Annotated in this window: 19 protein-coding genes; 11 read left to right on the top strand and 8 right to left on the bottom strand. The window is 37.3% G+C overall.

Going from position 1 to position 22,716, the window contains the following annotated elements; genetic code table 11:
• The first annotated feature begins 10 nt into the window (after nt 1-10).
• The 3 genes from LUD75_RS08485 (at nt 11) to LUD75_RS08495 (ending at nt 1,737) form a co-directional block, all read left to right on the top strand.
• A complete protein-coding gene (locus LUD75_RS08485; RefSeq protein ID WP_232705245.1) occupies nt 11-676 on the top strand; it encodes a hypothetical protein in 666 nt (221 codons plus the stop codon).
• 41 nt (nt 677-717) lie between these two features.
• Nucleotides 718-1,263, top strand: a complete 546-nt coding sequence (locus LUD75_RS08490) for a GNAT family N-acetyltransferase (RefSeq protein WP_232705246.1) — start codon at nt 718-720, stop codon at nt 1,261-1,263.
• Nucleotides 1,264-1,371: 108 nt separating this feature from the next.
• Nucleotides 1,372-1,737, top strand: coding sequence for a hypothetical protein (locus LUD75_RS08495; RefSeq protein ID WP_232705247.1), 366 nt, complete (start codon nt 1,372-1,374; stop codon nt 1,735-1,737).
• Nucleotides 1,738-1,803: 66 nt separating this feature from the next.
• On the opposite strand, the gene prmA is transcribed toward LUD75_RS08495, so the two are convergent.
• On the bottom strand, nt 1,804-2,631 hold the full coding sequence (gene prmA, locus LUD75_RS08500) for a 50S ribosomal protein L11 methyltransferase (RefSeq protein ID WP_232705248.1): 828 nt from the start codon (nt 2,629-2,631) through the stop codon (nt 1,804-1,806).
• Between the two features lie 130 nt (nt 2,632-2,761).
• Nucleotides 2,762-4,561, bottom strand: a complete 1,800-nt coding sequence (locus LUD75_RS08505; protein ID WP_232705249.1) for a TonB-dependent receptor — start codon at nt 4,559-4,561, stop codon at nt 2,762-2,764.
• A gap of 858 nt (nt 4,562-5,419) precedes the next feature.
• On the opposite strand from LUD75_RS08505, the gene uvrA reads away from it, so the two are divergent.
• Nucleotides 5,420-8,206, top strand: a complete 2,787-nt coding sequence (gene uvrA / locus LUD75_RS08510; protein ID WP_232705250.1) for an excinuclease ABC subunit UvrA — start codon at nt 5,420-5,422, stop codon at nt 8,204-8,206.
• A gap of 333 nt (nt 8,207-8,539) precedes the next feature.
• On the opposite strand, the gene LUD75_RS08515 is transcribed toward uvrA, so the two are convergent.
• On the bottom strand, nt 8,540-9,208 hold the full coding sequence (locus LUD75_RS08515; protein ID WP_034975123.1) for a YceI family protein: 669 nt from the start codon (nt 9,206-9,208) through the stop codon (nt 8,540-8,542).
• A 371-nt stretch (nt 9,209-9,579) separates the two neighbouring features.
• Here LUD75_RS08515 and LUD75_RS08520 point away from each other — a divergent pair, with 371 nt between their 5' ends.
• Nucleotides 9,580-10,461: a polysaccharide deacetylase family protein gene (locus LUD75_RS08520; protein WP_232705251.1), complete on the top strand. Its 882-nt coding sequence runs from the start codon at nt 9,580-9,582 to the stop codon at nt 10,459-10,461.
• A gap of 142 nt (nt 10,462-10,603) precedes the next feature.
• Here the strand turns inward: LUD75_RS08520 and LUD75_RS08525 are convergent, their stop codons facing one another.
• From LUD75_RS08525 to LUD75_RS08535, 3 genes are all read right to left on the bottom strand, one after another.
• The gene (locus LUD75_RS08525; RefSeq protein WP_232705252.1) at nt 10,604-11,374 is read right to left on the bottom strand and encodes a TIGR02757 family protein; all 771 of its coding nucleotides are present in this window, start codon (nt 11,372-11,374) and stop codon (nt 10,604-10,606) included.
• Nucleotides 11,375-11,521: 147 nt separating this feature from the next.
• Nucleotides 11,522-13,168, bottom strand: coding sequence for an alkaline phosphatase PafA (pafA, locus tag LUD75_RS08530; RefSeq protein ID WP_232705253.1), 1,647 nt, complete (start codon nt 13,166-13,168; stop codon nt 11,522-11,524).
• 283 nt (nt 13,169-13,451) lie between these two features.
• Nucleotides 13,452-15,599, bottom strand: a complete 2,148-nt coding sequence (locus LUD75_RS08535) for an outer membrane beta-barrel protein (protein ID WP_232705254.1) — start codon at nt 15,597-15,599, stop codon at nt 13,452-13,454.
• A gap of 108 nt (nt 15,600-15,707) precedes the next feature.
• Between LUD75_RS08535 and LUD75_RS08540 the strand changes: the two genes are divergently transcribed.
• Entirely contained in the window at nt 15,708-16,265 is a 558-nt protein-coding gene (locus tag LUD75_RS08540; RefSeq protein WP_232705255.1) for a DUF4256 domain-containing protein, read from the top strand.
• Nucleotides 16,266-16,274: 9 nt separating this feature from the next.
• The gene (locus LUD75_RS08545) at nt 16,275-16,652 is read left to right on the top strand and encodes a hypothetical protein (RefSeq protein ID WP_232705256.1); all 378 of its coding nucleotides are present in this window, start codon (nt 16,275-16,277) and stop codon (nt 16,650-16,652) included.
• A gap of 4 nt (nt 16,653-16,656) precedes the next feature.
• Here the strand turns inward: LUD75_RS08545 and LUD75_RS08550 are convergent, their stop codons facing one another.
• Nucleotides 16,657-17,031 carry a transcriptional repressor gene (locus LUD75_RS08550; protein ID WP_232705257.1) on the bottom strand — a complete coding sequence of 125 codons (375 nt, stop codon included), beginning with the start codon at nt 17,029-17,031 and terminating at the stop codon, nt 16,657-16,659.
• A 125-nt stretch (nt 17,032-17,156) separates the two neighbouring features.
• Here LUD75_RS08550 and LUD75_RS08555 point away from each other — a divergent pair, with 125 nt between their 5' ends.
• Nucleotides 17,157-18,059 (top strand): NAD(P)/FAD-dependent oxidoreductase, encoded by a 903-nt coding sequence (locus tag LUD75_RS08555; protein ID WP_232705258.1) that lies wholly within the window; start codon nt 17,157-17,159, stop codon nt 18,057-18,059.
• 247 nt (nt 18,060-18,306) lie between these two features.
• The gene (locus LUD75_RS08560) at nt 18,307-19,317 is read left to right on the top strand and encodes a prolyl oligopeptidase family serine peptidase (protein WP_232705259.1); all 1,011 of its coding nucleotides are present in this window, start codon (nt 18,307-18,309) and stop codon (nt 19,315-19,317) included.
• Nucleotides 19,318-19,400: 83 nt separating this feature from the next.
• Here LUD75_RS08560 and LUD75_RS08565 read toward each other — a convergent pair whose 3' ends face one another.
• Nucleotides 19,401-20,327: a malate dehydrogenase gene (locus tag LUD75_RS08565; RefSeq protein WP_232705260.1), complete on the bottom strand. Its 927-nt coding sequence runs from the start codon at nt 20,325-20,327 to the stop codon at nt 19,401-19,403.
• 257 nt (nt 20,328-20,584) lie between these two features.
• Here LUD75_RS08565 and pfkA point away from each other — a divergent pair, with 257 nt between their 5' ends.
• Together pfkA and gap are read left to right on the top strand one after the other, a co-directional pair.
• Nucleotides 20,585-21,571, top strand: a complete 987-nt coding sequence (pfkA, locus tag LUD75_RS08570) for a 6-phosphofructokinase (protein WP_232705261.1) — start codon at nt 20,585-20,587, stop codon at nt 21,569-21,571.
• 57 nt (nt 21,572-21,628) lie between these two features.
• Nucleotides 21,629-22,633, top strand: coding sequence for a type I glyceraldehyde-3-phosphate dehydrogenase (gap, locus tag LUD75_RS08575; RefSeq protein ID WP_232705262.1), 1,005 nt, complete (start codon nt 21,629-21,631; stop codon nt 22,631-22,633).
• The last annotated feature ends 83 nt before the right edge of the window (nt 22,634-22,716 follow it).

A 22,716-nucleotide genomic window follows, 5' to 3' on the forward strand; every position in this document is an offset into this window, starting at 1 on the left:
TAGATAGTTTATGCAAATCACAAGTCGTAAACTAAACAGTAATGAAAATGTTAAACTGTCATTAAGCATTAAGGAATTAGAGAAAGCCAATGATTTGAAAATAAATTGGCTTGTGATTTTTTCGTTATTGATATCAACTTGCTTATTTGCTATTCATATCTATTATTATGACAAGTCTAATTGGTCATTACTTTCAAAATTCTTGGTCTGTCTTTGTCCAATCATAATGTGGATTTACATTGAAAACAGAGTCAAAATAAAAAAACAAAGCAATAGAGATTTAAACAAAATGCAAGAGTTCAAATCTAAGAACTCAATTGATATTATTGAAATCAATGCTAGTCGAATTGTTGAGTTTCTGGAAAATGATGATGAAAGTACTCTTTATTTGATTGAAAATATAAATGGAGAATCAATTTATCTTTGGGACGAGCAATATTTTATTTCTGAAAACAATCCTTTTCCTTGTGATAAATTTGACATTTATCTCGACGATATTTTTATAAAGTTAATCGGAGAAAAAGTATTTTGCAAAGGCGACAGAATTGAATCAATAAAAATTTCCGGCGAAGATAAATGGAAATATTTCCAGAAAGGATTTCCTCAAGACTTAGAAATTGAAAAGAGAAATCTAGACGAAGTTATTGGTGAAATTGAAAAATTTAAGAAGAATTGAATACTTCACGATTTCAATTAAAAAAAATCTGCACAAGTGAGATGAAAACTACTTTAAAAACTGAAAGATTAAATTTAAGACCGATTTCTGAAAACGATATTGAAAGCATTTTTGACCTGCAATCTTTAGAACAAACTTCCAAATTCAATACTTCGAAATCCCCGAGTGACATTAATGAAACAAAAATCAATGTCGAGAAATGGATTGCGGAAAACAATAAAGAAAACACCAAGCATTTTACATTTGCAATCGAATTGATTGATGAGGAAAAATTCATCGGATTAATTGGATTGCATCTGGGAAAAGAACATTACAAAAATGCCGAAGTTTGGTTTCAATTCGATTACAGATTTTGGAACAAAGGTTATGCAACGGAAAGCTTAAGAAAAATAATAGACTTTGGTTTCGAAACCTTGAAGCTTCACAGAATTGAAGCTGGTTGTGCAGTTGATAATATTGGTTCATTCAGCGTTTTAGAAAAAGTGGGGATGTTGAGAGAAGCACACACGAGACAATTATTACCTTTAAAATCTGGTTGGTCGGATAATTATGGATATGCTATGTTATCCAGTGATGAGAGAAAATAATTAATGAAATTTAAAAATTATTCTATTCAATTATTCTGAATCTAAAGTTTTGAAATTTATTTTTTTTAAATTCCTATTCATAAATATTCACAGAAATAAATTTATAATATGACAAAAGGTGAAATTTTTTGGGCAAGCAATAAAGAGAACAACCCACATCCAATAGTTTTTATGGAACGTATTGATATTTCAAGATTTAAGGCTTGTATATTAAGCACTAAAGAGACGAATGGAAATATACTGATGAGTGAAGAACATTTTCTATCACACGATAATCAAAACAATCCCTACTCCATAATTTTCAATAATACACATTTGATTACTGGCGATTCCTTTATAAAAATGAATTTTTGGCTTAGAGGAGATATTGCTCAGGGAAAATTAACAAGGGAAGGAATTGAATTTATAGAAAAACATATTACTGAAAAACCTGTGCTTTGTCCCGCTCCAATTTGGATTTACAGACAAGAATAATTAAGTTTAGTTATAAATAAAGCCTCGAAAACTAATTTCCGAGGCTTATCGTTTTATTAATAAATCTTATTTACTCAACAACAAAGAAACCCACTCTTCTCTCTGGATTTTCTTCTCCAGCTTCAGATTTTGTTCTGTGCAAACTTCCAGAATATCATCCACATCGAAGAAGCAAAGTCCGGACAGCAGTAGTTTTCCGCCGTCTTCCAAGACGGAAACATACGTCGGAATATCAGAAATCAAGATATTTCTATTGATGTTTGCCAGGATGATTTCAAATTTTTCTTTCCCAAGATTGTCAGCTGTTCCCAACTCGATGTCCAATTCTACATTGTTACGCACTGCGTTTTCTTTGGAATTTTCTACAGACCATTCATCGATGTCGATGGCAACGGTTCTGCCCGCTCCTTTTTGCTTTGCGAAGATGGCCAAAACCGAAGTTCCGCAACCCATATCAAGCACTTTTTTGTTCTCCAAATCCATATCCAACATTTGCTGAATCATCAGGTGCGTTGTAGGATGATGACCTGTTCCGAAAGACATTTTTGGCTGAATTACAATCTCGTGCATATTCGGCTCCGAGTCGTGGAATTCGGCTCGGATTAGGACTTTATCTTCCACATTGATGGGTGAGAAATTCTTTTCCCATTCCTCGTTCCAATTGATGTTCGGCATTTCTTCGTAGGTGTAAGAAATCTCGACCTCATCATTTTGAAGGAGATAAATATTTTTTAATTCTTCTTCTTTGAAAAGGTCTTTTTGAATATAACCCAGGATGCCGTCATACTCTTCCGTGAAGCTGTCAAAACCGATTTCTATCAGTTCTGCCATCAATATTTCGTTCCAAGGTTGGAGAGGTTTTATTTTAAAATTGAATTCCAGGTAAACTGCCATTGTTTATTTTTTTGCAAATTTAGTTTAAAACCACAAAGTCACGAAGTTTTTCACAAAGAACACAAAGAATTTTTATGCTTAGAAAACTTGTGAACTTTGTACAGAACCTTTGTGCCTTTGTGGTTAAAAATTAATTCATCTTAATTTGATAAGTAAATCCTATGTGGAACCATCTTCCCGGCATTGGAACCAGATTTGTTTCCACATATTTTGTATTCGTCAAGTTGTTGATTAAGACATAGAAATTAAGGTCTTTGTATCGGAAATTGATTTGCTCATCCAAGACATTATAACTTCCAAGATACACACGTTCTGAGTATTTATAAATCAATTGATTGCTGAAATACTTCAAGAATTTCACATCCACTTGCGCCACAAACTGATGTCTCAGATTCTGTAAAGAATATCTCGAATCTTCTTTATCCAAGTCTTGATTATCAAGATAAGTATAACCAAATCGATAATTTAAAAACGAAAATAATTGATGTTTAAGTTCTACTTCAAAACCTTTCAGGTTGATTCTCGCAACATTCTCAGCTTTCCACGGACTTGTCGGCGTTTCTTTTTGCCAATCGATTCCTTCTTTTGTATTTCGGATGAAACCGCTGACTTTCGCCAATATTTTTTCATTTTGGAATCGATAGCCTAATTCTGATGAGATGGCAGACTCAGGGACCAGGTTTGGATTTCCAATTTCCGCCGGACTCACGTAATACAAATCCGTGAAAGTCGGAATCCTGAAACCTTTGGAAACCGCTCCAAAAACTTTGTGATTAGGATTGAAGATAAACCCAACATCCATTCCCGGATAAAAGAAATTCCGCCCCGAATAATTCGCCCAACTTGCTCCCGGATTGACTTCAAATTTCTGATTAAAGAATTTGAACTGATGGTCAAAAAATACCTGCGTCACATCACGCTCTCTGTCGCCCAAATTACTGCTTGCAAGAAATTCTTTTCTGTAATCAACACCAATTCCTGTGGTTCCAAGTGAGGATTCGTAAGTCGCATTTACCGTTCCGCCGATATTATTTCCAATGTGCATATTTCTGTAATACGACGGATTTTGACGGATGAAAAGATACACATCCTGCCCTCGTCGCCAATAAACACTGGAGTTAATCGACAGTTTATCAAACTTTTGCTCATACTGCAAACTCACCACAGAAGCCTGCGTCTCCTCATATTGATTGATGGCGGTTGGCGATGCGTAAAATCCATTCGCCCCAAATTTCTTCTCAGAAAAACCAGCCTGCAAACTCAGACTTCCATCATTCAGTTTTAATTTATTCTGATAAAAAAAGTTTCTGATTTGATAATCTGTATTGTAGCGGTAACCGTCCGAAGCGCCATTGCTAATCGTAAAAAGATTCGTGAATTTCTCCGAACCAAAAGTTGCAGACGCCGACAAATCGTAAGTTTTGAAATCACCGCCTTGCGCTTTTATCGTCACTTGTTCTTCGGAAGATGATTTGGTGACGATGTTGATGACACCCGCGTAGACATTCTGTCCATAGAGTTTTGCCGATGAACCTTTCATTATTTCAACTCTTTCCACCGCCGAAATATCAAACGGAAGATTGAAGGTATTATGACCAGTCTGCGAATCATTCATCCTGATGCCATTCACCAAAATCAAAACCTGCTCAAACGAACTTCCCCGAATCGTAATATCACTCTGAACACCATTCGAACCTCGCCTTTTGATATCCAGCCCCGAGTGGAATTGCAACAATTCATCGATGCTGGTCGCAGGGCTATTCTGGATTTGTTGCTTGGTGATGACCGTCACATTTTCGTTCACATCATTATAAGGAATCGATGAAAACCGACCTTGTAAATTCACCTCATCGATTTCATTTTCCTTATTCTGTGCAAATCCATTGATTGACAAAACAACCATTGACAAAGCCGTTATAATTCTTTTCATAGTTTAATTTCCTTTCAGATAATTGGCGGCAAATATAGAGATAAGGCTTGTTTTGAAAATCAATTAATCGGGAAAAATTATATGATTAATAGCATCTTACGTGAACCGATGTTTTGAAATCGAAAATACTGGTTTTACCCGGTTCCAAAGTATCCGGAACAGGTCATACAAGTATCTGCAGCAGGCTGTATAAGTGCCAAACGACACTTCTATAAATGGTAATCGACACTTCGGAACTACCTTTAACCACTTCCATAAATACCTGGACACACGTATGTAAGTGGCTTAAACCGGTTATGCAAGTGGTCGTCGGCACTTCGGAACCTGTTGCAACCACTTGCATAACCACTCTCAACCATTTCAGAACCAGGTAGCCACAGGTTAGGAACCACCTTTAACCGGTTGGTCAAGTGGTCTTGGGTGCTTCGGAACCGGCTGCAACCACTTACATAACCGCCGGCAACCATTTCCGAACCAGGTATACCCAGGTTCAGAACCACCCTTACCCCCCTTCGGAACCACCCCTCTGGAGATTTACGAATATGCTGTATTGCCCTACCACAAATGAATTCGGAATGTTTAATGATTTTAATCTGAATAAATATTTTGTCGTGACATAAATAGAAAAACCACATCCTTTTGGGACTTAAAAAAACATATATATTTAATTCCAGTTTGCGCGTTTGCGATAAAAACTACACCATTAATTAATCCAAAATCATATTCTAAAACGATTTAATTTTCCGTAATTTTGTGGGTCTCATTTTTTTGAGAAATTTAAAATATTTCAACATATATTTTTAAAAAAGCATTTGATTATTAGTCTAATATCTAAGGTCTAATATCTAACATCTACCTATGGCTACAACAACCGACATCGATATCAAGAAATTTCTTTTCGTTAAAAACGCACACCTTAACAACCTGAAACACATAGACGTTCTCATCCCGAAGAACAAACTGATTGTGATTACAGGCGTCTCGGGAAGTGGAAAATCCTCACTGGCTTTCGACACCATTTATGCCGAAGGACAGAGGCGTTATGTGGAAAGTTTGAGTTCCTACGCGCGTCAGTTTTTGGGAAAATTGGAAAAACCAAAAATCGATGACATCAAAGGTTTGGCGCCATCAATTGCGATTCAGCAAAAGGTGATTTCTTCCAATCCGCGTTCTACGGTTGGAACTTCTACGGAGATTTATGATTATATGAAATTGTTCTTTGCGCGTGTTGGCCGAACTTATTCCCCGATTTCCGGTGAAGAAGTGAAGAAAGACAGCGTGACGAACGTGATTGATTTCATTAAGAATTCAAAGAAAGATTCGACGTTTTTGCTTTTAGCACCATTGAAATTTGACGCCGAGAATTTTGCCGAGCAACTGAAAACCTTGAAAGTTTCCGGATTTACAAGATTAGAAGTGAACGGAAATGTCGCTGGAATAGAGGATTTGGAAAGTTTCGGATTTGTGCCGGAGAAAGATATGACGATTAATTTGGTCATCGACAGATTCAGCTATGAGGAAGATGAGAGCTTTCTTCAGAGATTGGCAGATTCTATCCAGATGGCTTTCTACGAAGGTCACGGCTATTGCTCTTTGAAAAATACAGACACTGAAAAAGTACGGGATTTCTCGAATAAATTTGAATTGGACGGCATTGTTTTCAATGAGCCAACCGTTCATTATTTCAGTTTTAATAATCCTTACGGCGCCTGCCCGACTTGCGAAGGTTATGGAAAAGTGATTGGAATTGATGAAGATTTGGTGATTCCGAACAAAAACCTGTCGCTTCACGAAGATGCAGTCGCGTCTTGGCGTGGCGAAAGTATGAGCGAATGGAAAAAGGATTTCATTAAAAAGAACAAAGATTTCCCTATTCATAAGCCTTACCACCAATTGACCAAAGAACAGAAACAGCTACTTTGGAGAGGTGACAAAACGAAAACCTTCCCGAGCATTGATAATTTCTTCAAAATGCTGGAGGAAAATCTTTATAAAATCCAGTACCGCGTGATGCTTTCCCGCTACCGTGGGAAAACGCTTTGCCCGACTTGCGAAGGCTTAAGATTGAGAGAAGAAACCAGCTGGGTGAAAATCGATGGACACAATATTCAGTCGTTCATCGAATTACCTTTGGATGAATTTCTTCCATTAATCAAATCTTTAAAACTTAACGAGCACGATAGAGAAATCGCCAAACGACTGACCTACGAAATCGAAACCCGATTGGAGTTTTTGACTAAAGTTGGTCTCGGTTATTTAACTTTAAACAGAACTTCGAATACACTTTCCGGTGGAGAAAGTCAGCGAATCAACTTGGCGACCAGTTTGGGAAGTTCTTTGGTTGGTTCGATTTATATTTTGGATGAGCCGAGTATTGGATTACATTCCCGAGATACCGAAAATCTGATTGGTGTTTTGAAGCAACTCAGAGATTTAGGAAATACCGTTATCGTTGTAGAACACGATGAAGATGTGATGAAATCTGCGGACCACATTATCGATATTGGACCGGAAGCAGGTTATCTTGGTGGTGACTTGGTTTTCAACGGAAGTTATGACGAGATGATGAAATCCGATACGCTGACCGCAAAATATCTGAGTGGCGAAATGGAAATCGAAGTCCCTAAAAAGCGTAGAAAAACTAAAGAATATATCGCCATAAAAGGTGCGCGTCAAAACAATTTGAAGAATATCGACGTGAATGTTCCATTGGAATGTTTGACCGTCATCACAGGTGTTTCCGGAAGTGGAAAATCGACTTTGATGAAAGAAGTGATGACAAACGCCATTCAAATCCAACTCGGAATGGGTGGAAAAAAAGCGGATTATGACTCCGTTGAGTTTCCTTCAAAACTGATTCAAAACATCGAATTGATTGACCAAAATCCAATTGGAAAATCGTCCCGTTCCAATCCAGTCACTTACCTGAAAGCTTACGACGACATCCGTGACCTTTTTGCAAAACAGAAATCGGCGAAAGTTCAGGGATTGAAGCCAAAACATTTCTCCTTCAATGTGGACGGCGGACGTTGCGACGAGTGTAAAGGTGATGGCGTTATCACCGTATCAATGCAGTTTATGGCAGACATCGAGCTGGAATGTGAACATTGCCACGGCACGCGTTTCAAAAAAGAAATCCTTGAAATCAAATACGACGAGAAAAATATTTCCGACATTCTTCATATGACGGTTGACGAGGCTTTGGAATTCTTCTCAGAAAACCACGAAGAAAAAATCGCGACCAAAATAAAACCTTTGCAGGACGTTGGTTTGGGTTATCTTCAACTCGGGCAATCCTCTTCTACTCTTTCCGGAGGCGAAGCGCAGAGAGTGAAACTGGCATCGTTCCTTGTAAAAGGTGTGACAACCGATAAAACGCTTTTCGTCTTTGATGAACCTTCGACAGGATTGCATTTCCACGACATCAAAAAATTATTGAAATCCCTTCAGGCCTTGATAGAACTCGGACATTCGGTTGTCGTGATTGAGCATCAGCCAGATATTATGAAAACCGCAGATTACATCATCGACATCGGACCGAATGCCGGAAAATACGGTGGCGAAGTTGTTTTTGCCGGAACGCCGGAGGATTTGGTGAAGGTGAAAGGTTCTGCTACTGCGAAATATATTGCGGAGAAGTTGTAAAACCACAGACTTATCCACAAAAAAATGTGGATAACTACGAAACTTTAACATTTAGTTTACATTTCGTATTGTTTTTCTTTCTAAATTTACATCAATAAGATTAAGGAAATCGTTATGAAAACTTATCTATTTTCAATCAGAATCACTCAAATTTATTTGATATAAAAATCAAAGGATAGCACTGTCGGCTATCCTTTTTTGTTGTTGTTTAACTAAAAAAATGAGATGTCTTTATCTATTGAGCCGGCTCCTAAAGAGTCGGTTCTTTTGTGCTATCAAATAAAAAAGACTGTCTCTTTCGAAACAGTCTTCTCCTTTTCACTTTTAAATCTATTATTTAGCAGCATTTACGTTGATGCCAATTTCGATGTCTTTGCTAATCATCCATTCTGCCGGGTCAGTTTCGTCTGTCCCGAATTTGATTCCCCAATCAGTTCTGTTCACTGTAAATTTAGCTTCTACAGCCGCTTTACCTTCCGTTACAGTTACTTTTGCAGGGAAAGAAACGTTCAGCGTTTTTCCAAGCAAAGTCAGGTTTCCGCTCACGGTTTTGTTAGAACCTGCTACAGCATCTTTTGGAAGTTCTCCCGCCAAATCCGCTACAGAAGTGATTTTGAAATCAGCAGTTGGATTTTTGGTCACGTTGAAGAAATCTTCATTTTTCAAGTGTGCTTCCAGGTCAGCCGGCTTTTTGTCCGCTTCAGTTACAGATGCCGGGTCTACTTTCAAAGTCGTCATATCGATTACGAAATCTCCGGAGGTCACAGCATTGTCAGCAACCGTTATTTCGCCAGATTTCAGGTTCAAAGTTCCCCATCTTGGTGCGAAACCACCTTTGTGGAAAGCTTTCCAGTTCACGTTGGACGTTGCCAAATCTACTTTGTAAGCATCTCCTGTTTTCGCTGCAACTTCTTGCGCGTCTTTCACAGTTTCTTTTTTGTCATTACAAGCAGTGAACAATAATGCAGCTCCTGCAAATGCCAATACGGTTAATTTTTTCATAGAAAATTATTTTGATTAAACTTTTTTAGTGCAGCAAAAATAAGACCTTAAATAAAGAACAGACCTTGATGTACATCAAGAAAGGTATAACTTACATTTATTTGGGCAGCTTTTCCGCCTTCCACTCCCTCCCGATTTTACATCGGGATTCGTTCAAGTCGGGCTGCGAAAGATTCAACGTATTAAAACAACTAAAATTTTAACATAATTTCAAAACATTAATAAAAAATGAAATCAAAATCATAAATAACTGATTATCAAATAATATTTATTTTTATAAACAATTAAAACTGAATAATATCGGCATCAAATTTGATTCTAAATTTTAACTTAATTAACATTTTTTAACAACTTAAATTCCATTATCTACAATGAAAAAAACTTTTGCGGAAAAATCAAATCTGTTGGTTTTTCTTGGGAATGCTGCCTTCATCACTACAGCAGTATTTTTTTTGAAATCCTGTAACAAAAAATCAGAAAAAGAACAGGCACAAATTTCAAAAGACATCAATTCAGAAGAAATCGTCCCCAACTCAGCAAAAGTAATTTCAGCAAAACCCGACGTTCCCGACGACCCGAACAAGCGTTATATTTACCTAACCTTCGACGATGGACCTAACAGAGGAACCAGCAACCTTCTGAAAATCACCGAGAAATATCAAATTCCCATCACAGCTTTTGTCGTTGGAAAACACGCGTACGACAGCAAAACCCAATCAAAAGAATTGAAGGAACTGGAAAACAACAAACTCGTCGAGATTGCAAATCACAGCTACACGCACGCCTTGAACCGATATTCTGAATTCTACAAAAATCCCGAAAATGTGATTCACGACTTTGACAGAGCAAGAGACAGCCTGCAATTTAAAAATAAATACGCCAGAACGCCCGGAAGAAACATCTGGAGAACAGCGAACATCAATAATACCGACATCAAAACTTCAAAATTGGCAGCAGACGAATTACAACAAGCCGGCTATGTTTTGGTAGGCTGGGATTTGGAATGGAAACCAACTAATGCGATGAAACTGAAAGGCACTCACAAGGAAATGACAAAACGTGTGGACAGCATCTTCTTCAACGACTTGGAAAAGACTTCCCGCCATTTGGTTTTCCTGACGCACGACCAATATCTTCAAGACGATGATTCGGTAAGGGAATTGGATTTGTTCATTTCAGATTTGCAGAACAGCAACCGTTTTGAGTTCCGGAAAATCTCGGAATATCCTAATATTAATGATATCTTGAAGTAATTTTTTAAACCACAAAGACACAAAGGTCTTCACAAGGTTCACAATTTTTATTCTTTATGTTTTAAATCGCTTTTATCATATTTCTATGACAAAAAAACTTTGTGTGCTTCGTGAAAAAACTTTGTGTCTTTGTGGTTAATCTTTATTCAAACTCTTTAGAAATGCCCAACCCAAACAAAGCAAAATCGTAAATAGCAGGGTCAGCAGAATTATATTTTCGAAGTATCAAATCCAATTCTTCAACCGCTTTCCAGTCGTTTTGTTTTCGGGTTAAAATTCCTAATTTTCTGGAAATATTGGCGGTGTGAACATCCAATGGAACAGACAAGAATCTTGCATCAATGTTTTCCCAAATCCCAAAATCAACACCTTTTTTATCTTTTCGAACCATCCAGCGTAAAAACATTATCAATCGTTTTGAAGCCGAATTTTTGTAAGGTGAACTCACGTGTTTCTGTCCACGGTGTTGTTCGGAAACGAATTGGTTTCGGAAACGTTCAATTGAATGATAGAAATTGGTTTCATCTTCATTAATGAGAAACGCGTCTTCCAGACTTTCAAATTGAGAATAAACGCGTCGGAAATTTCTCAGAAAAAAAATAAAATCTTCGTGGTTGAAAGTTCTGTGAATCGCTTTCTGTGGAATCTTATTCAAATCAGATTTTGTAAAATTCATTACAAAATCGTACGGTGAATTTCCCATCAATTCCATCATTTTATTCGCGTCATTGATGATTGATTTTCGATTTCCCCAAGCGATACTTGCGGATAGAAAACCAGCAATCTCAATATCCTGCTTCAAAGAAAAACGATGCGGAATCTGGATTGGATCATCAGTTATAAAATCCGGTGAATTGTAGAGTTCTGCTTTCTCATTGAGCAAATCGAAGATGTCTTTTTCTTTTAAATTCATAATCAGTTGCAAATTTCTGCAAAAAAATTGTCATTCTGCAAGAATCTCTACAAAGCTGTTTAGATTCCTACGGAATGACAATATTGGGTTTTATATTTTATTTAAAATTAAAACCTAATTTCTAGATTCTAACCTCTAACTTCTATTTTATCTTCCAATCACTTCTGTAATTGGGTTTCCGATGTTTCCACTTGGGAATTCGATGTGAAGTAATGCGGAAACGGTTGGTGCAATATCGGTCATATTATAATCCTTATTGCTTTCGCCGTGCTTGATTCCCCAACCCATAAAAATCAATGGAATGTGAGAATCGTAGGAATTCCAGACGCTGTGCGTCGTTCCTTTTTTAGCGTAAGTTGGTAGCATTCCGTCGTGGGAAACGATTTGAATATCACCGCTTCTTTGCCAGTTGTAACCATTGATAGCTCTGGTTTTTATAGGCTCCGGAATTGCGGACGAACCGATTTTCTTCAAATCTACGGCGTACAAAACTCTCGGGTCTTTGTTCAGACTGTTGATGATGGTGGTTTTGATATCATCTTCGTCCAGTTTTTTTTCCTTAATCAAACTTTGATTTAAATAAATCTGATAATTATCAATTCCCAAAATCACTTTAGAATTCGCATATTTCTTTTCCAATTCTGCACCGAGATTTTTTTCCATTCCGTCGTCATAGAAACCGCCGAGGATTTTGTTAGCTCTCAGGAAACCTTCGGCATTGGCGCCGCCGTGGTCAGCAGAAAGGAAAACCAGATAATTGTCCTTCCCTACTTTCTCATCCAACATTTTGAAAAACGCTGCCAAATCCTTGTCCAATCTGATGTAAGTATCTTCCACCTCGATGGAATTTGGTCCGTAAGAATGCCCTACATAATCTGTCGAAGCCAGGTTGATTGCAAGAAAATCCGTCTCGGTTCCTTTTCCTAAAGTATAATTATCCAATGCGGCTTCAGCAAACTTCAAAGTCAGCGTATTTCCGAAAGGCGTGGTTCTGATGACACCTTTCTTTGTCGCATAATCCGTCAATAGATTTTTGTACGGAAAAACCGGGTCTTTTGCTGTTCCAACCGGATATTCCCATTCTACATCGTCAGCTGTACTTTCTGTGTATTCTGAAATTGGTAAGGTAGTTTCCCAACCATTAGCCAATAATTTCTCAGGAACTTTTTGACCATTAAAATCATTGACCCATTTCGGCAATTCATTCATATAATAAGAACTCGTGATGAAGTTCCCGGATGAATCATCAAACCAGAAAGCGCCCGTCGGATTGTGACCAGCAGGCAAAATAGAAGCTCTGTCCTTCAGAGAAACACCGACTACTTTTGATTTGAAATTGCTTGCAATTCTCAATTGGTCGGTAACCGTAGTTGACCAAAGATTTTTCGGAGAATGACTTCCGATTTTTTTACTGTCTGAACCAACTGGATTCACGCTGTCATCTGCTGTACAATAGACATTTTTTCCAGTTTCTTTGTCCGTCCAATCATTTCCTGCAATACCGTGAATCGATGGAACCGAACCTGTATAAATTGAAGTATGACCAATCGCCGTCACTGTAGGAATGTACGGAATATGAACATTGTTAAGAGAATAACCTTCGCCCAAAAGCCTTTTGAAACCGCCTTTTCCAAACTTCTTCTCAAAGCGGTAAAGGTAATCCCAACGCATCTGGTCAACGACCAATCCTACTACTAGTTTTGGTCTTTCGCCTGAATTGATTTTTGTTTTCTGAGCATTTACATTTCCGAATGTAGCCACCGCCAAAACGAAAATCTGAATTTTTCTGAACATTGAATTTTACTTTTTATTGAGCCCAAATTTACGGCTTTCAAAAGTTTTGGGATGTGAAATTTGTATTAAAGTTTTTGAGGTCGCGAAAATTAAACGCAAAGTTCACAAAGATTTTTTTGAGTTTATTTCAAACTATTTTTAAGGTTCGCAAAGACGTAAAACTCATCAAAGATCTTGATTCTAAATAAAATCAAAAAAAAAAAACGAGCTAATTTGCCCGTTCTCATTGATTATATAAATTTTAAAAGCTAATCGCCAAAAGCTATTGGCCAATCGCCATTTGCTATTTGCTTCCTCCCGAGTTTTTCTCAACATCGGTTTTGGTGTTCTCTTTTACTTTTTGGTTTCCGAAACGCTTTACGAATGTCAGAGAGAATCCGTACCAATCCCATTTGTTATAGTTTTGGAAAGTTCCGATCTGACTAAAAGTTGTGGTGTTCATCGTTGGTCTTTTGAAAATATTCATCAACTGCAAACTGGTCTCGATTTGCGAAACAGGGAAAATCTTTGTGACAGAAATGTTGTGGAAAAAGTTGTATTGATTTGCCACAGAGTTTCCATAATTCTGATTGTCAATGCTCATCCAAGCGCTAATATTGATGTTTTTATTAAATAAATTCGTGTAAGATAAATTGGTGGAGCCTGAGAAGAAATTAAGATAATTATTCGCACCTTCCAATTTGTTTCTGGTGTTGAAATCACTGTTATCTGTGTATGACCAGCCTAAACTTAGATTGACATTCAGCTTATTTTTGAAAAAATTCTGATTGGTGTTTGCAGAAAGGTAAAATTTTTCCACTTTTCCTTTGAAGTTGTCAGGAAAGGAAATAGTTTTTACAAGTCCATTTTGAGTTTCCTGGCTGTAGCTGGTCCAATAATCCTGATCTGTAAAAGTGTATCTCGCAGATAGGAAATACTTTTTATAAATTCCAAATTTCAATCCAATCCTGTCGCTAGGATTTGGAAGAAGATTAACATTTCCTCTGTAAAAAAATCCATTATTACCAGGCATTTCAAAATCATTAAACTCAGAATACCAAGGTCTCCAAAGATTGTGATTATAGGTTAAACTCAAATCATAATTAGGTGTGAAGGCATATTTCAGCAATAAATTTGGCAATAAAGTCCCATAAGATTCTCTTCTCGTTTCGGTTCCGTTCTGATGTATTTTGTAGTCTATCAATTCGTAACGAAGTCCAATCCTGGTTTCCAGTTTTTCAAAAAATGTCTTGCTAAAATTGGCGTAAAGGGAATTTAGGTTTTCCGTGTACTGAAATTGATTGACGTTTTCCAACAGACTATTGTTAGAAATCACACGATAATCATTTGGGATCACATTATTGTTGAAGTTTGCTTTCCCGCCGACTTCAAAACTTCCGCCTTTCCCCAATGGCGATGTGTAATCCACTTTTACGAAGTAATTTCGGTTCTGGTTATAATTTTCAAAATGTCTAAGCTCGCTAATTGTGTTTGTTGCGTTGTTTCTCGTAAAATACGTTGTTCCTTTTTCTGAATCATAATTGACCCCAAGATTGACATCCAAAATCCTATTTTTCTCTTTATCATAATATTTGTAGAAAAGATTGGTTCCCAAAGTATTACTGTTTGTACGTCCGAGATTATCTTGAGAAAATGAATTCAATAAAACGTCGTTTAGATAATTATTTTCAAAAGAGGTAGATTCCGAAGTCCGATTTCCTCGGAAATATTCTAGAACAAGGCCAATATTATTTTTGTCGTTCAGTTCTAGTTCTGAGGTTGATGAAAGCGAAGGATTTTTACCAGAGTAAGCACTTTTAGAATCAATCGTACTAATTGAATTATCTGCGTAAAAAGTATTCTTGCTGGAATTCTCAGTAATAAAAACATTATCACTGTAACTTCCAGTAAAAGTCTGCGTGAAATTCTTTTTATGGTAATTAAGATTCAAACTTCCATATTGGTTGTTCTTTGTATTCTGAGTGTTCGTCAGGGAAATACTGCCTTTCATTCCTTCATCGTCACGTTTTTTGAGAACAATGTTGATGACAGCTCCGGTTGCTTCATAACGTGAGGACGGACTTGTAATGACCTCGATTTTCATTAAGTTATCAGCCGGAATTGTTTTGAGATATTCCTTAAGTTCTTTTCCTGTAAAAACCGATTTTCTGTCATTAATGTAAACAGTCACCGATTCGCCTTCCGCCTTCACATTATCATTATTATCGATGCTCACCAACGGCGTCATTCGGACAATATCCCAAGTGGTGTTTCCTGCAAGAATCGAACTGTTTGCGACATTGAAAACCGTCCTGTCGGCTTTGCTTTCGACGGTTGGCTTTCTAGCGATTATGGTTACCGCTTCGATTTCCTTTGATTTTACAGTATCTGTAGTCTGGGCAAAGAATAAGCTGCCAGAGAGTAATCCCAATGAGGATATGAGTAATTTCATTAACTAGTTTTCTTATTAGACAACCGAAGTCTAAGAATTGTTACATCAGGAATCGAATTTTTATTAAATTTGAAACAAGGTTTTGAAAACTAAATCATTAAGAAAGCTATGAGAAACAAATTATCATCAGAACAGCAGGAAATCCTCATCCAGACTTTGAAAACCCGTTTCGAAAAAAATCCAATGCGCCACCAGAATATCGCGTGGGAAAATGTTCAGAAAAAACTGGAATCCAATCCGGAAAAACTATGGTCACTCAGTGAAATGGAACGAACAGAAGGCGAACCTGACGTTGTCGATTATGATAAAAAAACAGATGAATACATTTTCTTCGATTGTTCCGCAGAAAGTCCAAAAGGCAGACGAAGCCTTTGCTATGACCGAAAAGCATTGGATTCCAGAAAAGAAAATAAGCCCCCAAATAGTGCAGTTGATTTGGCTAATGAAATTGGAATCGAGATTTTAGACGAAGCACAATATCGCCATTTGCAAACTTTAGGAAACTTTGATTTGAAAACGTCGAGCTGGGTGAAAACGCCGGAAGACATTAGAAAACTTGGTGGCGCAATCTTTTGTGACAAGCGTTACAACACGGTTTTTCTTTATCACAATGGTGCGGAATCTTATTATGCAGCGAGAGGTTTTCGTGGAAGTTTGAAGGTTTAATTTGGATTAATGAAAAAGCCAATTGAATTTAATTATTCCGATTTTGATTTCGTAAAGAACATTGCGTTGACTTTTCCCGACACCGAGGAAAGTGTTTCTCACGAGGGAACGCCGTCTGTGAAAGTCCGCGGAAAGTTGATGTGCAGATTGCACGACAGTGGCGAATTTATTCCAATCAGAATTGGTTTCGAATCGCGGGATTATTATTTGGAAACTTATCCGGAGGTTTTTCATTTGCCTGAGCATTTCAAAAATTATCCGTACATCTGTATGTGGAAAGACTATCACGACAGAAAATTGGTGACGGAAATTCTGGAAATTTCTTGGCGTTCTTTAGCAACGAAAAGACAAATCAAGGATTTCGAGACTGGAAATTCTTTAGATTAAATTTCTAAGCACAATCCTTACAAATGCCTGTCAAAACACAATTCACACTTTCCACTTTATAATTTGCTGGCAACGAAAACTGCACCGGAACCGGCAAACATTCTATCGTTTGACAAACGGTACATCGGAAATGAAAATGATAGTCTGCTAATTTTTTCTCGTCACATTTAATGCAAACGGCGAAGTATTGTTTCCCGTCTTCTGCAACAATCCTGTGGAGAATTCCGTCTTCGCAAAATCTATTTAAGACTCTGTAAATCGTGGCTCTGTCCATTTCCAGATTGATTTTTCCTTCGATGGCATCTTGGCTCATTGCCTTTCCCGTAGTCCTCAGAAGATTCAGGACGGCTTCTTTTGCGGGTGTATTTCTTCTTTTCATTTTTATTAATGCGATTCTGTTGCAATAATAGAAATTAATCTTAACTTTGGCAAGCGTTAAATGCTTTTGGCGATTAGCTTTTGGCAAATAGCATTTAAATAAATATATAAATTGAAAAAAATAAAATGGAAAATCAGTTTGATGTGATTATAATTGGTGGCAGTTACGCTGGTCTTTCTGCGGCGATGTGTTTGGGACGTTCACTCAGAAAAGTTTTGGTCATCGACAGTGGAAAACCTTGCAATGCACAGACGCCACATTCTCAAAACTTCTTGACACAAGACGGAAAAACACCGAAAGAAATTTCGACAATTGCCAAAGAACAAGTTGAGAAATATAAGACGGTCGAGTTTTACGAAGGTTTGGCGACAGCAGGCATCAAAACAGAAAATGGTTTTGAAATCACAACTGAAAATGGTAACAAATTCTCATCCAAAAAATTGATTTTCGCAACTGGAATTGTAGATGAAGTTCCAAATATCAAAGGCTTCAAAGAATGCTGGGGAATTTCATTAATCCATTGTCCATACTGTCACGGCTATGAATTTAAGAACAAAAAAACGGGAATCATTGCGAATGGCGACCGTGGTTTTCATATTATTTCTTTGGTGAGCAATCTGACCAAAGATTTGACGATTTTCACAAGAGGAAAAGTCGATTTCACCGATGAGCAACTTGAAAAATTAACTAAAAATAATATTAAAATCATCGAAACAGAAATTGAAGAATTGAAACATCAAAACGGAATGGTTGAAAGCCTGATTTTATCCGATAGCAAAGTTTTGAATTTTGACGTCGTCTATGGTCCGTCTCCTTTCACACAACATTCCGACATTGCCGAATCTTTGGGTTGCGAGATGACGGAAATGGGTCACATCAAAATTGACCAATTCCAGAAAACAAATGTTGCAGGATTATTGGCTTGCGGTGACAATTCCAGTCCGATGCGTTCCGTTGCCAATGCGGTTTACACAGGCAATCTGGCAGGTGCGATGATGAATGCGGAGTTGGTTGGGGAGAGTTTTTAGAAGCGAATAATATTTTAAGCTTATGAACAATATATTCTTAAAAATGCAATAAATTATTAGGAATAATCACTAAATTTATTTCTATTAAAAAATTCAAATGAATAAGAGTTACTTTCTACTTTTTGTTTTGTACTTATTTACAAATCAATCTATTAAATCCCAAAGCTATCAACAATCGTTAACTGATGCACAGACCAATATTCAAGCAAAAAAATATTGTGAAGCACTAAGTAACTTTAAAAATGCAATGAGTACTCAGGAAGGAATTGCAGAAAAAAATAAATTTGTTTTTTACACTGCCGCAGTAGCTGCGGGACACTGCAATGACAATCGGAGCGCAATCGCTTGGCTCTCACAAGCGCAAAAAAATGAATTGGTAAGCAAACCCGAGGAGCTGAAATATATCGAATCCGACAGTGCATTCGTAAAACTTCATCAATTACCTGAATGGGTTGAAATCATTACATACATGAAGGAAAGCATTAGCAGCAAGCAGCTTTCCGAGGATCGACTCAATAAAAAATGGATTACTTCCATCAATGAAAATGTAGCTAATTTAAAAAACAAAAAAATTCTTGGATCTAAACCAACATTTGCATTGTATTTTACAAAGATCAAAGATCTGAAAGTACCTTATTTAGTTTACGTCCCTACTAAATATGATTATAAAACACCTTTGAAAACCGTTATATATCTGCATGGCGGTGTCGTAAATACAGACAAATTCAACTATGAAAATTATCAAATCCAGCAGGAACCAATTTTTTCCATAGGCGAAAACCTGAATGCAATTGTAGTTTATCCTTTCGGAAAGAAAGATTTTGGCTGGGTAGATCAACAGGAAGCTTTTGATAATATTTTAACCATCGTCGATCAAGTACAAAAAGATTTTAAAGTAGATAAGAAGAATATTATTCTCGGCGGAATGTCCAATGGTGGAACAGCAACATTCTATTATGCATCTCAGAAACCAACAATATTTAAAGGCTTTTACGCTATGTCTGCGGATCCGAATGTTCTCTTGAGCAAAATCAAATTTGAAAACATATCTCAGGGGAAAAAATTAATTTCCATCAATGCTAAGGATGACACTGTTTACGAATTTAAAGGTGTAGAAAATATATACTTGAAAAATAAAACGACTGCTAAAGATTGGGAATTCAGGTCTAGAGATGAAGGTGACCACGGATTTATTTATGATCCTGAAAATGGCGAAAAAGCCTTTCAAAACGTTATTAAAGAGCTTTTAGAAAAATAATATTTAATTTCCTTAAAGCAGTTGACAAGAAAGCGTCCCGAAAATTATCGGGACGCTTTCTTATTATATCAAAGTTTGAAATCTTAAAACTTCAAATCTCCATTCACATCTCTTACAGCTTTTGCGGCTTCTGCAAACTTCGCTTTTTCTTCTTCTGTCAAAGTAATGTCAACAATCTTCTCAACACCATCTTTTCCGATGATTGCAGGAACACCAAGACAGATGTCGCTTTCGCCATATTCGCCATCAAGCATCAATGAACATGGGATCATTTTCTTCTGGTCACAAAGGATGGACTGAACCATTACAGAAACTGCTGCGCCTGGTGCATACCACGCAGAAGTTCCTAATAATTTGGTCAGTGTTGCACCACCAACTTTAGTTTCTTCGATAACGTTGGCTTTTTGCTCATCATTTAAAAATTCTGAAACTGGAACACCATTTCTGGTTGCTTTGCTGAAAAGTGGCAACATTCCTGTGTCAGAATGAGCTGCGATTACCATTCCGTCTACATCAGAGATTGGAGACTCCAACGCTTCTGCCAATCTGTATTTGAATCTGGCAGAGTCCAGAGCACCACCCATTCCGATGATTCTCTCTTTTGGAAGTCCAGATGTTTTGTGCACCAAATAGGCCATTGTATCCATTGGATTGGACACCACGATGATGATCACGTCTGGCGAATGTTTTACCAAGTTTTGAGTCACTTCTTTTACGATTCCAGCGTTGATGCCGATCAATTCTTCTCTTGTCATTCCCGGTTTTCTTGGGATTCCGGAAGTGATCACGGCTACTTTGGAACCTGCAGTTTTGGAGTAATCTCCTGTTGTTCCTGTAATTTTGGTATCAAAACCATTAAGAGAAGCGGTTTGCATAAGATCCATTGCTTTTCCTTCCGCAAAACCTTCTTTGATGTCTACCAAAACAACTTCTGCTGCAAAATCTTTCATTGCAATATACTCTGCACAACTAGCTCCTACTGCGCCAGCGCCAACTACGGTAACTTTCATAATGTAATTTTTATTTGTTTTTTAGATTACGGAATCCTGCGATTTCGTAATTGTTTGTTTATTGTTTAAAATTTTATTTTGTATTGCTCGTAAATATAATAAAACTTCCAGAGCCTGAGAAAAATTTAATTCTAACTTTTATCATATTTTCAAATGCCTGATTTAGTTGATCTATGATATAATTTCCTGCATAATATTAAAGTCATTCTTTAATATGATTCCTATTTCGTAAATTTGCTCTGAAAAAAATTGAAAATATGTCAGAAAACAACATAAAATCTATTGCGGTTTTTACTTCCGGAGGCGATGCTCCCGGGATGAATGCTGCACTTAGAGCTGTTGTAAGAACAGCAAATTACTACAATATAGACTGTTACGGAATCCGAGAAGGTTACAATGGTCTGATTGCCGGTGATGTTATTAAAATGGGACCACGTTCCGTAAAAAATATTATTAACCAAGGCGGAACGATTCTGAAATCTGCAAGATCGAAAGAATTTATGACGCCCGAAGGCAGAAAAAAAGCTTTTGAACAATGCCAGAAATTAGGCATTGATGCTTTGGTTTGTATCGGAGGAGACGGAAGTTTCACCGGTGCAAAGGTCTTCAATGAAGAGTTTGGAATCAAAGTAATTGGTGTTCCGGGAACTATCGATAATGATATTTTCGGGACTGATAAAACAATTGGTTACGACACTGCTCTTAATACAGCCATGGATGCGATCGATAAAATCCGTGATACTGCAACTTCCCACAACAGAGTTTTCTTTGTAGAAGTAATGGGACGTGACGCAGGATTTATCGCCTTAAACAGCGGGATTGCAACCGGAGCATTAGACATTCTGATTCCTGAAAGAAAAGACAGTTTGGAAGATCTTTTCAGCACTTTCAGAACGGCGGAAAAAGTTGGTAAATCATCCAGCATTGTGGTTGTTGCAGAAGGCGAAGAATTAGCAAGTATTTATGACCTGGCAAAAGCTACTAAAGAAGAATTCCCTAATTATGATATCCGTGTAACCATTCTTGGACACATCCAACGAGGAGGCTCGCCAAGTTGTGCAGACAGAGTGCTTGCCAGCAATCTTGGTTACGGCGCTGTAGTAGGACTGATGGAAGGAAAAAACAAAGTAATGGTGGGAATGCAATCGAACAAAATCGTTTACACACCGATCGAGGAAGCCATCAAAAAACATAACGAAATTGACAAGGATCTGCTTAAAATAGCGGAAATTCTTGCTATGTAATTCGTCAAATTTTCGTAAATTTATAGTACAAAATAAAACCTTAATATTTTAAATAATATGTCAACAATTAAAGTAGGAATCAACGGATTCGGGAGAATCGGACGTTTAGTTTTCAGAGCAATGACTGAAAGAGAAAACATCGAAGTTGTAGGTATCAATGACCTTATCGATGCAGAATACATGGCTTACATGCTAAAGTACGATTCTGTTCACGGAACGTTCAAAGGAGAAGTATCAGTTCAAGGTAACAACCTTGTGGTAAACGGAAAAACAATCCGTGTAACTGCTGAGAAAGATCCTAACAACCTAAAATGGAATGAAGTAGGTGCAGAATATATCGTAGAATCTACAGGTTTATTCTTGTCTAAAGAAACTGCACAAGCTCATATCAACGCTGGAGCTAAGAAAGTGATCCTTTCTGCACCACCAAAAGATGATACGCCAATGTTCGTAATGGGTGTAAACCACAAAGAATTAACAAACGACATCGCGATCTTCTCAAACGCATCTTGTACGACTAACTGTCTTGCTCCTCTTGCAAAAGTGATCCACGATAACTTCGGAATTGCAGAAGGTCTTATGACAACTGTACACGCTACAACTGCAACTCAGAAAACTGTAGATGGACCATCTGCAAAAGACTGGAGAGGTGGTAGATCTGCATTGAACAACATCATCCCTTCTTCTACAGGTGCTGCAAAAGCGGTAGGAAAAGTGATCCCTTCTCTTAACGGAAAATTGACTGGAATGTCTTTCAGAGTTCCAACTGCTGACGTTTCTGTAGTAGATTTAACTGTAAAATTGGACAAACCAACTTCTTACGAAGAGATCTGTGCTGCTATCAAAACTGCATCTGAAGGTGACCTAAAAGGCATCCTTGGATATACAGAAGATGCTGTAGTTTCTCAGGATTTCGTAAGCGATTCTAGAACTTCTATCTTCGATAAAGAGGCTGGAATTATGTTGAACCCAACTTTCGTGAAATTGGTATCTTGGTACGACAACGAATGGGGCTATTCTAACAAATTGGCAGATATGCTTGTACATTCAGCTTCTTTGTAATCTGAATCATTCAATAAAACTGAAACCTTTCAATTCATTTTGGAAGGTTTTATTATTTTGATTAATGATAAAACTCACCGTCC

Source organism: Epilithonimonas sp. JDS, assembly GCF_021261315.1.
Taxonomy (GTDB): Bacteria; Bacteroidota; Bacteroidia; order Flavobacteriales; family Weeksellaceae; genus Epilithonimonas.

Bases quoted from the DNA above. Each gene is read 5' to 3' on its own strand.
- LUD75_RS08485 (WP_232705245.1), top strand. From the start codon at position 11: ATGCAAATCACAAGTCGTAAACTAAACAGTAATGAAAATGTTAAACTG.
- LUD75_RS08525 (WP_232705252.1), bottom strand. From the start codon at position 11,374: ATGAATTTAAAAGAAAAAGACATCTTCGATTTGCTCAATGAGAAAGCA.
- pafA (WP_232705253.1), bottom strand. From the start codon at position 13,168: ATGTTCAGAAAAATTCAGATTTTCGTTTTGGCGGTGGCTACATTCGGA.
- LUD75_RS08495 (WP_232705247.1), top strand. From the start codon at position 1,372: ATGACAAAAGGTGAAATTTTTTGGGCAAGCAATAAAGAGAACAACCCA.
- LUD75_RS08545 (WP_232705256.1), top strand. From the start codon at position 16,275: ATGAAAAAGCCAATTGAATTTAATTATTCCGATTTTGATTTCGTAAAG.
- pfkA (WP_232705261.1), top strand. From the start codon at position 20,585: ATGTCAGAAAACAACATAAAATCTATTGCGGTTTTTACTTCCGGAGGC.
- LUD75_RS08505 (WP_232705249.1), bottom strand. From the start codon at position 4,561: ATGAAAAGAATTATAACGGCTTTGTCAATGGTTGTTTTGTCAATCAAT.
- LUD75_RS08555 (WP_232705258.1), top strand. From the start codon at position 17,157: ATGGAAAATCAGTTTGATGTGATTATAATTGGTGGCAGTTACGCTGGT.
- LUD75_RS08560 (WP_232705259.1), top strand. From the start codon at position 18,307: ATGAGTACTCAGGAAGGAATTGCAGAAAAAAATAAATTTGTTTTTTAC.
- uvrA (WP_232705250.1), top strand. From the start codon at position 5,420: ATGGCTACAACAACCGACATCGATATCAAGAAATTTCTTTTCGTTAAA.
- LUD75_RS08540 (WP_232705255.1), top strand. From the start codon at position 15,708: ATGAGAAACAAATTATCATCAGAACAGCAGGAAATCCTCATCCAGACT.
- LUD75_RS08565 (WP_232705260.1), bottom strand. From the start codon at position 20,327: ATGAAAGTTACCGTAGTTGGCGCTGGCGCAGTAGGAGCTAGTTGTGCA.
- LUD75_RS08535 (WP_232705254.1), bottom strand. From the start codon at position 15,599: ATGAAATTACTCATATCCTCATTGGGATTACTCTCTGGCAGCTTATTC.
- prmA (WP_232705248.1), bottom strand. From the start codon at position 2,631: ATGGCAGTTTACCTGGAATTCAATTTTAAAATAAAACCTCTCCAACCT.
- LUD75_RS08515 (WP_034975123.1), bottom strand. From the start codon at position 9,208: ATGAAAAAATTAACCGTATTGGCATTTGCAGGAGCTGCATTATTGTTC.
- LUD75_RS08520 (WP_232705251.1), top strand. From the start codon at position 9,580: ATGAAAAAAACTTTTGCGGAAAAATCAAATCTGTTGGTTTTTCTTGGG.
- LUD75_RS08490 (WP_232705246.1), top strand. From the start codon at position 718: ATGAAAACTACTTTAAAAACTGAAAGATTAAATTTAAGACCGATTTCT.
- LUD75_RS08550 (WP_232705257.1), bottom strand. From the start codon at position 17,031: ATGAAAAGAAGAAATACACCCGCAAAAGAAGCCGTCCTGAATCTTCTG.
- gap (WP_232705262.1), top strand. From the start codon at position 21,629: ATGTCAACAATTAAAGTAGGAATCAACGGATTCGGGAGAATCGGACGT.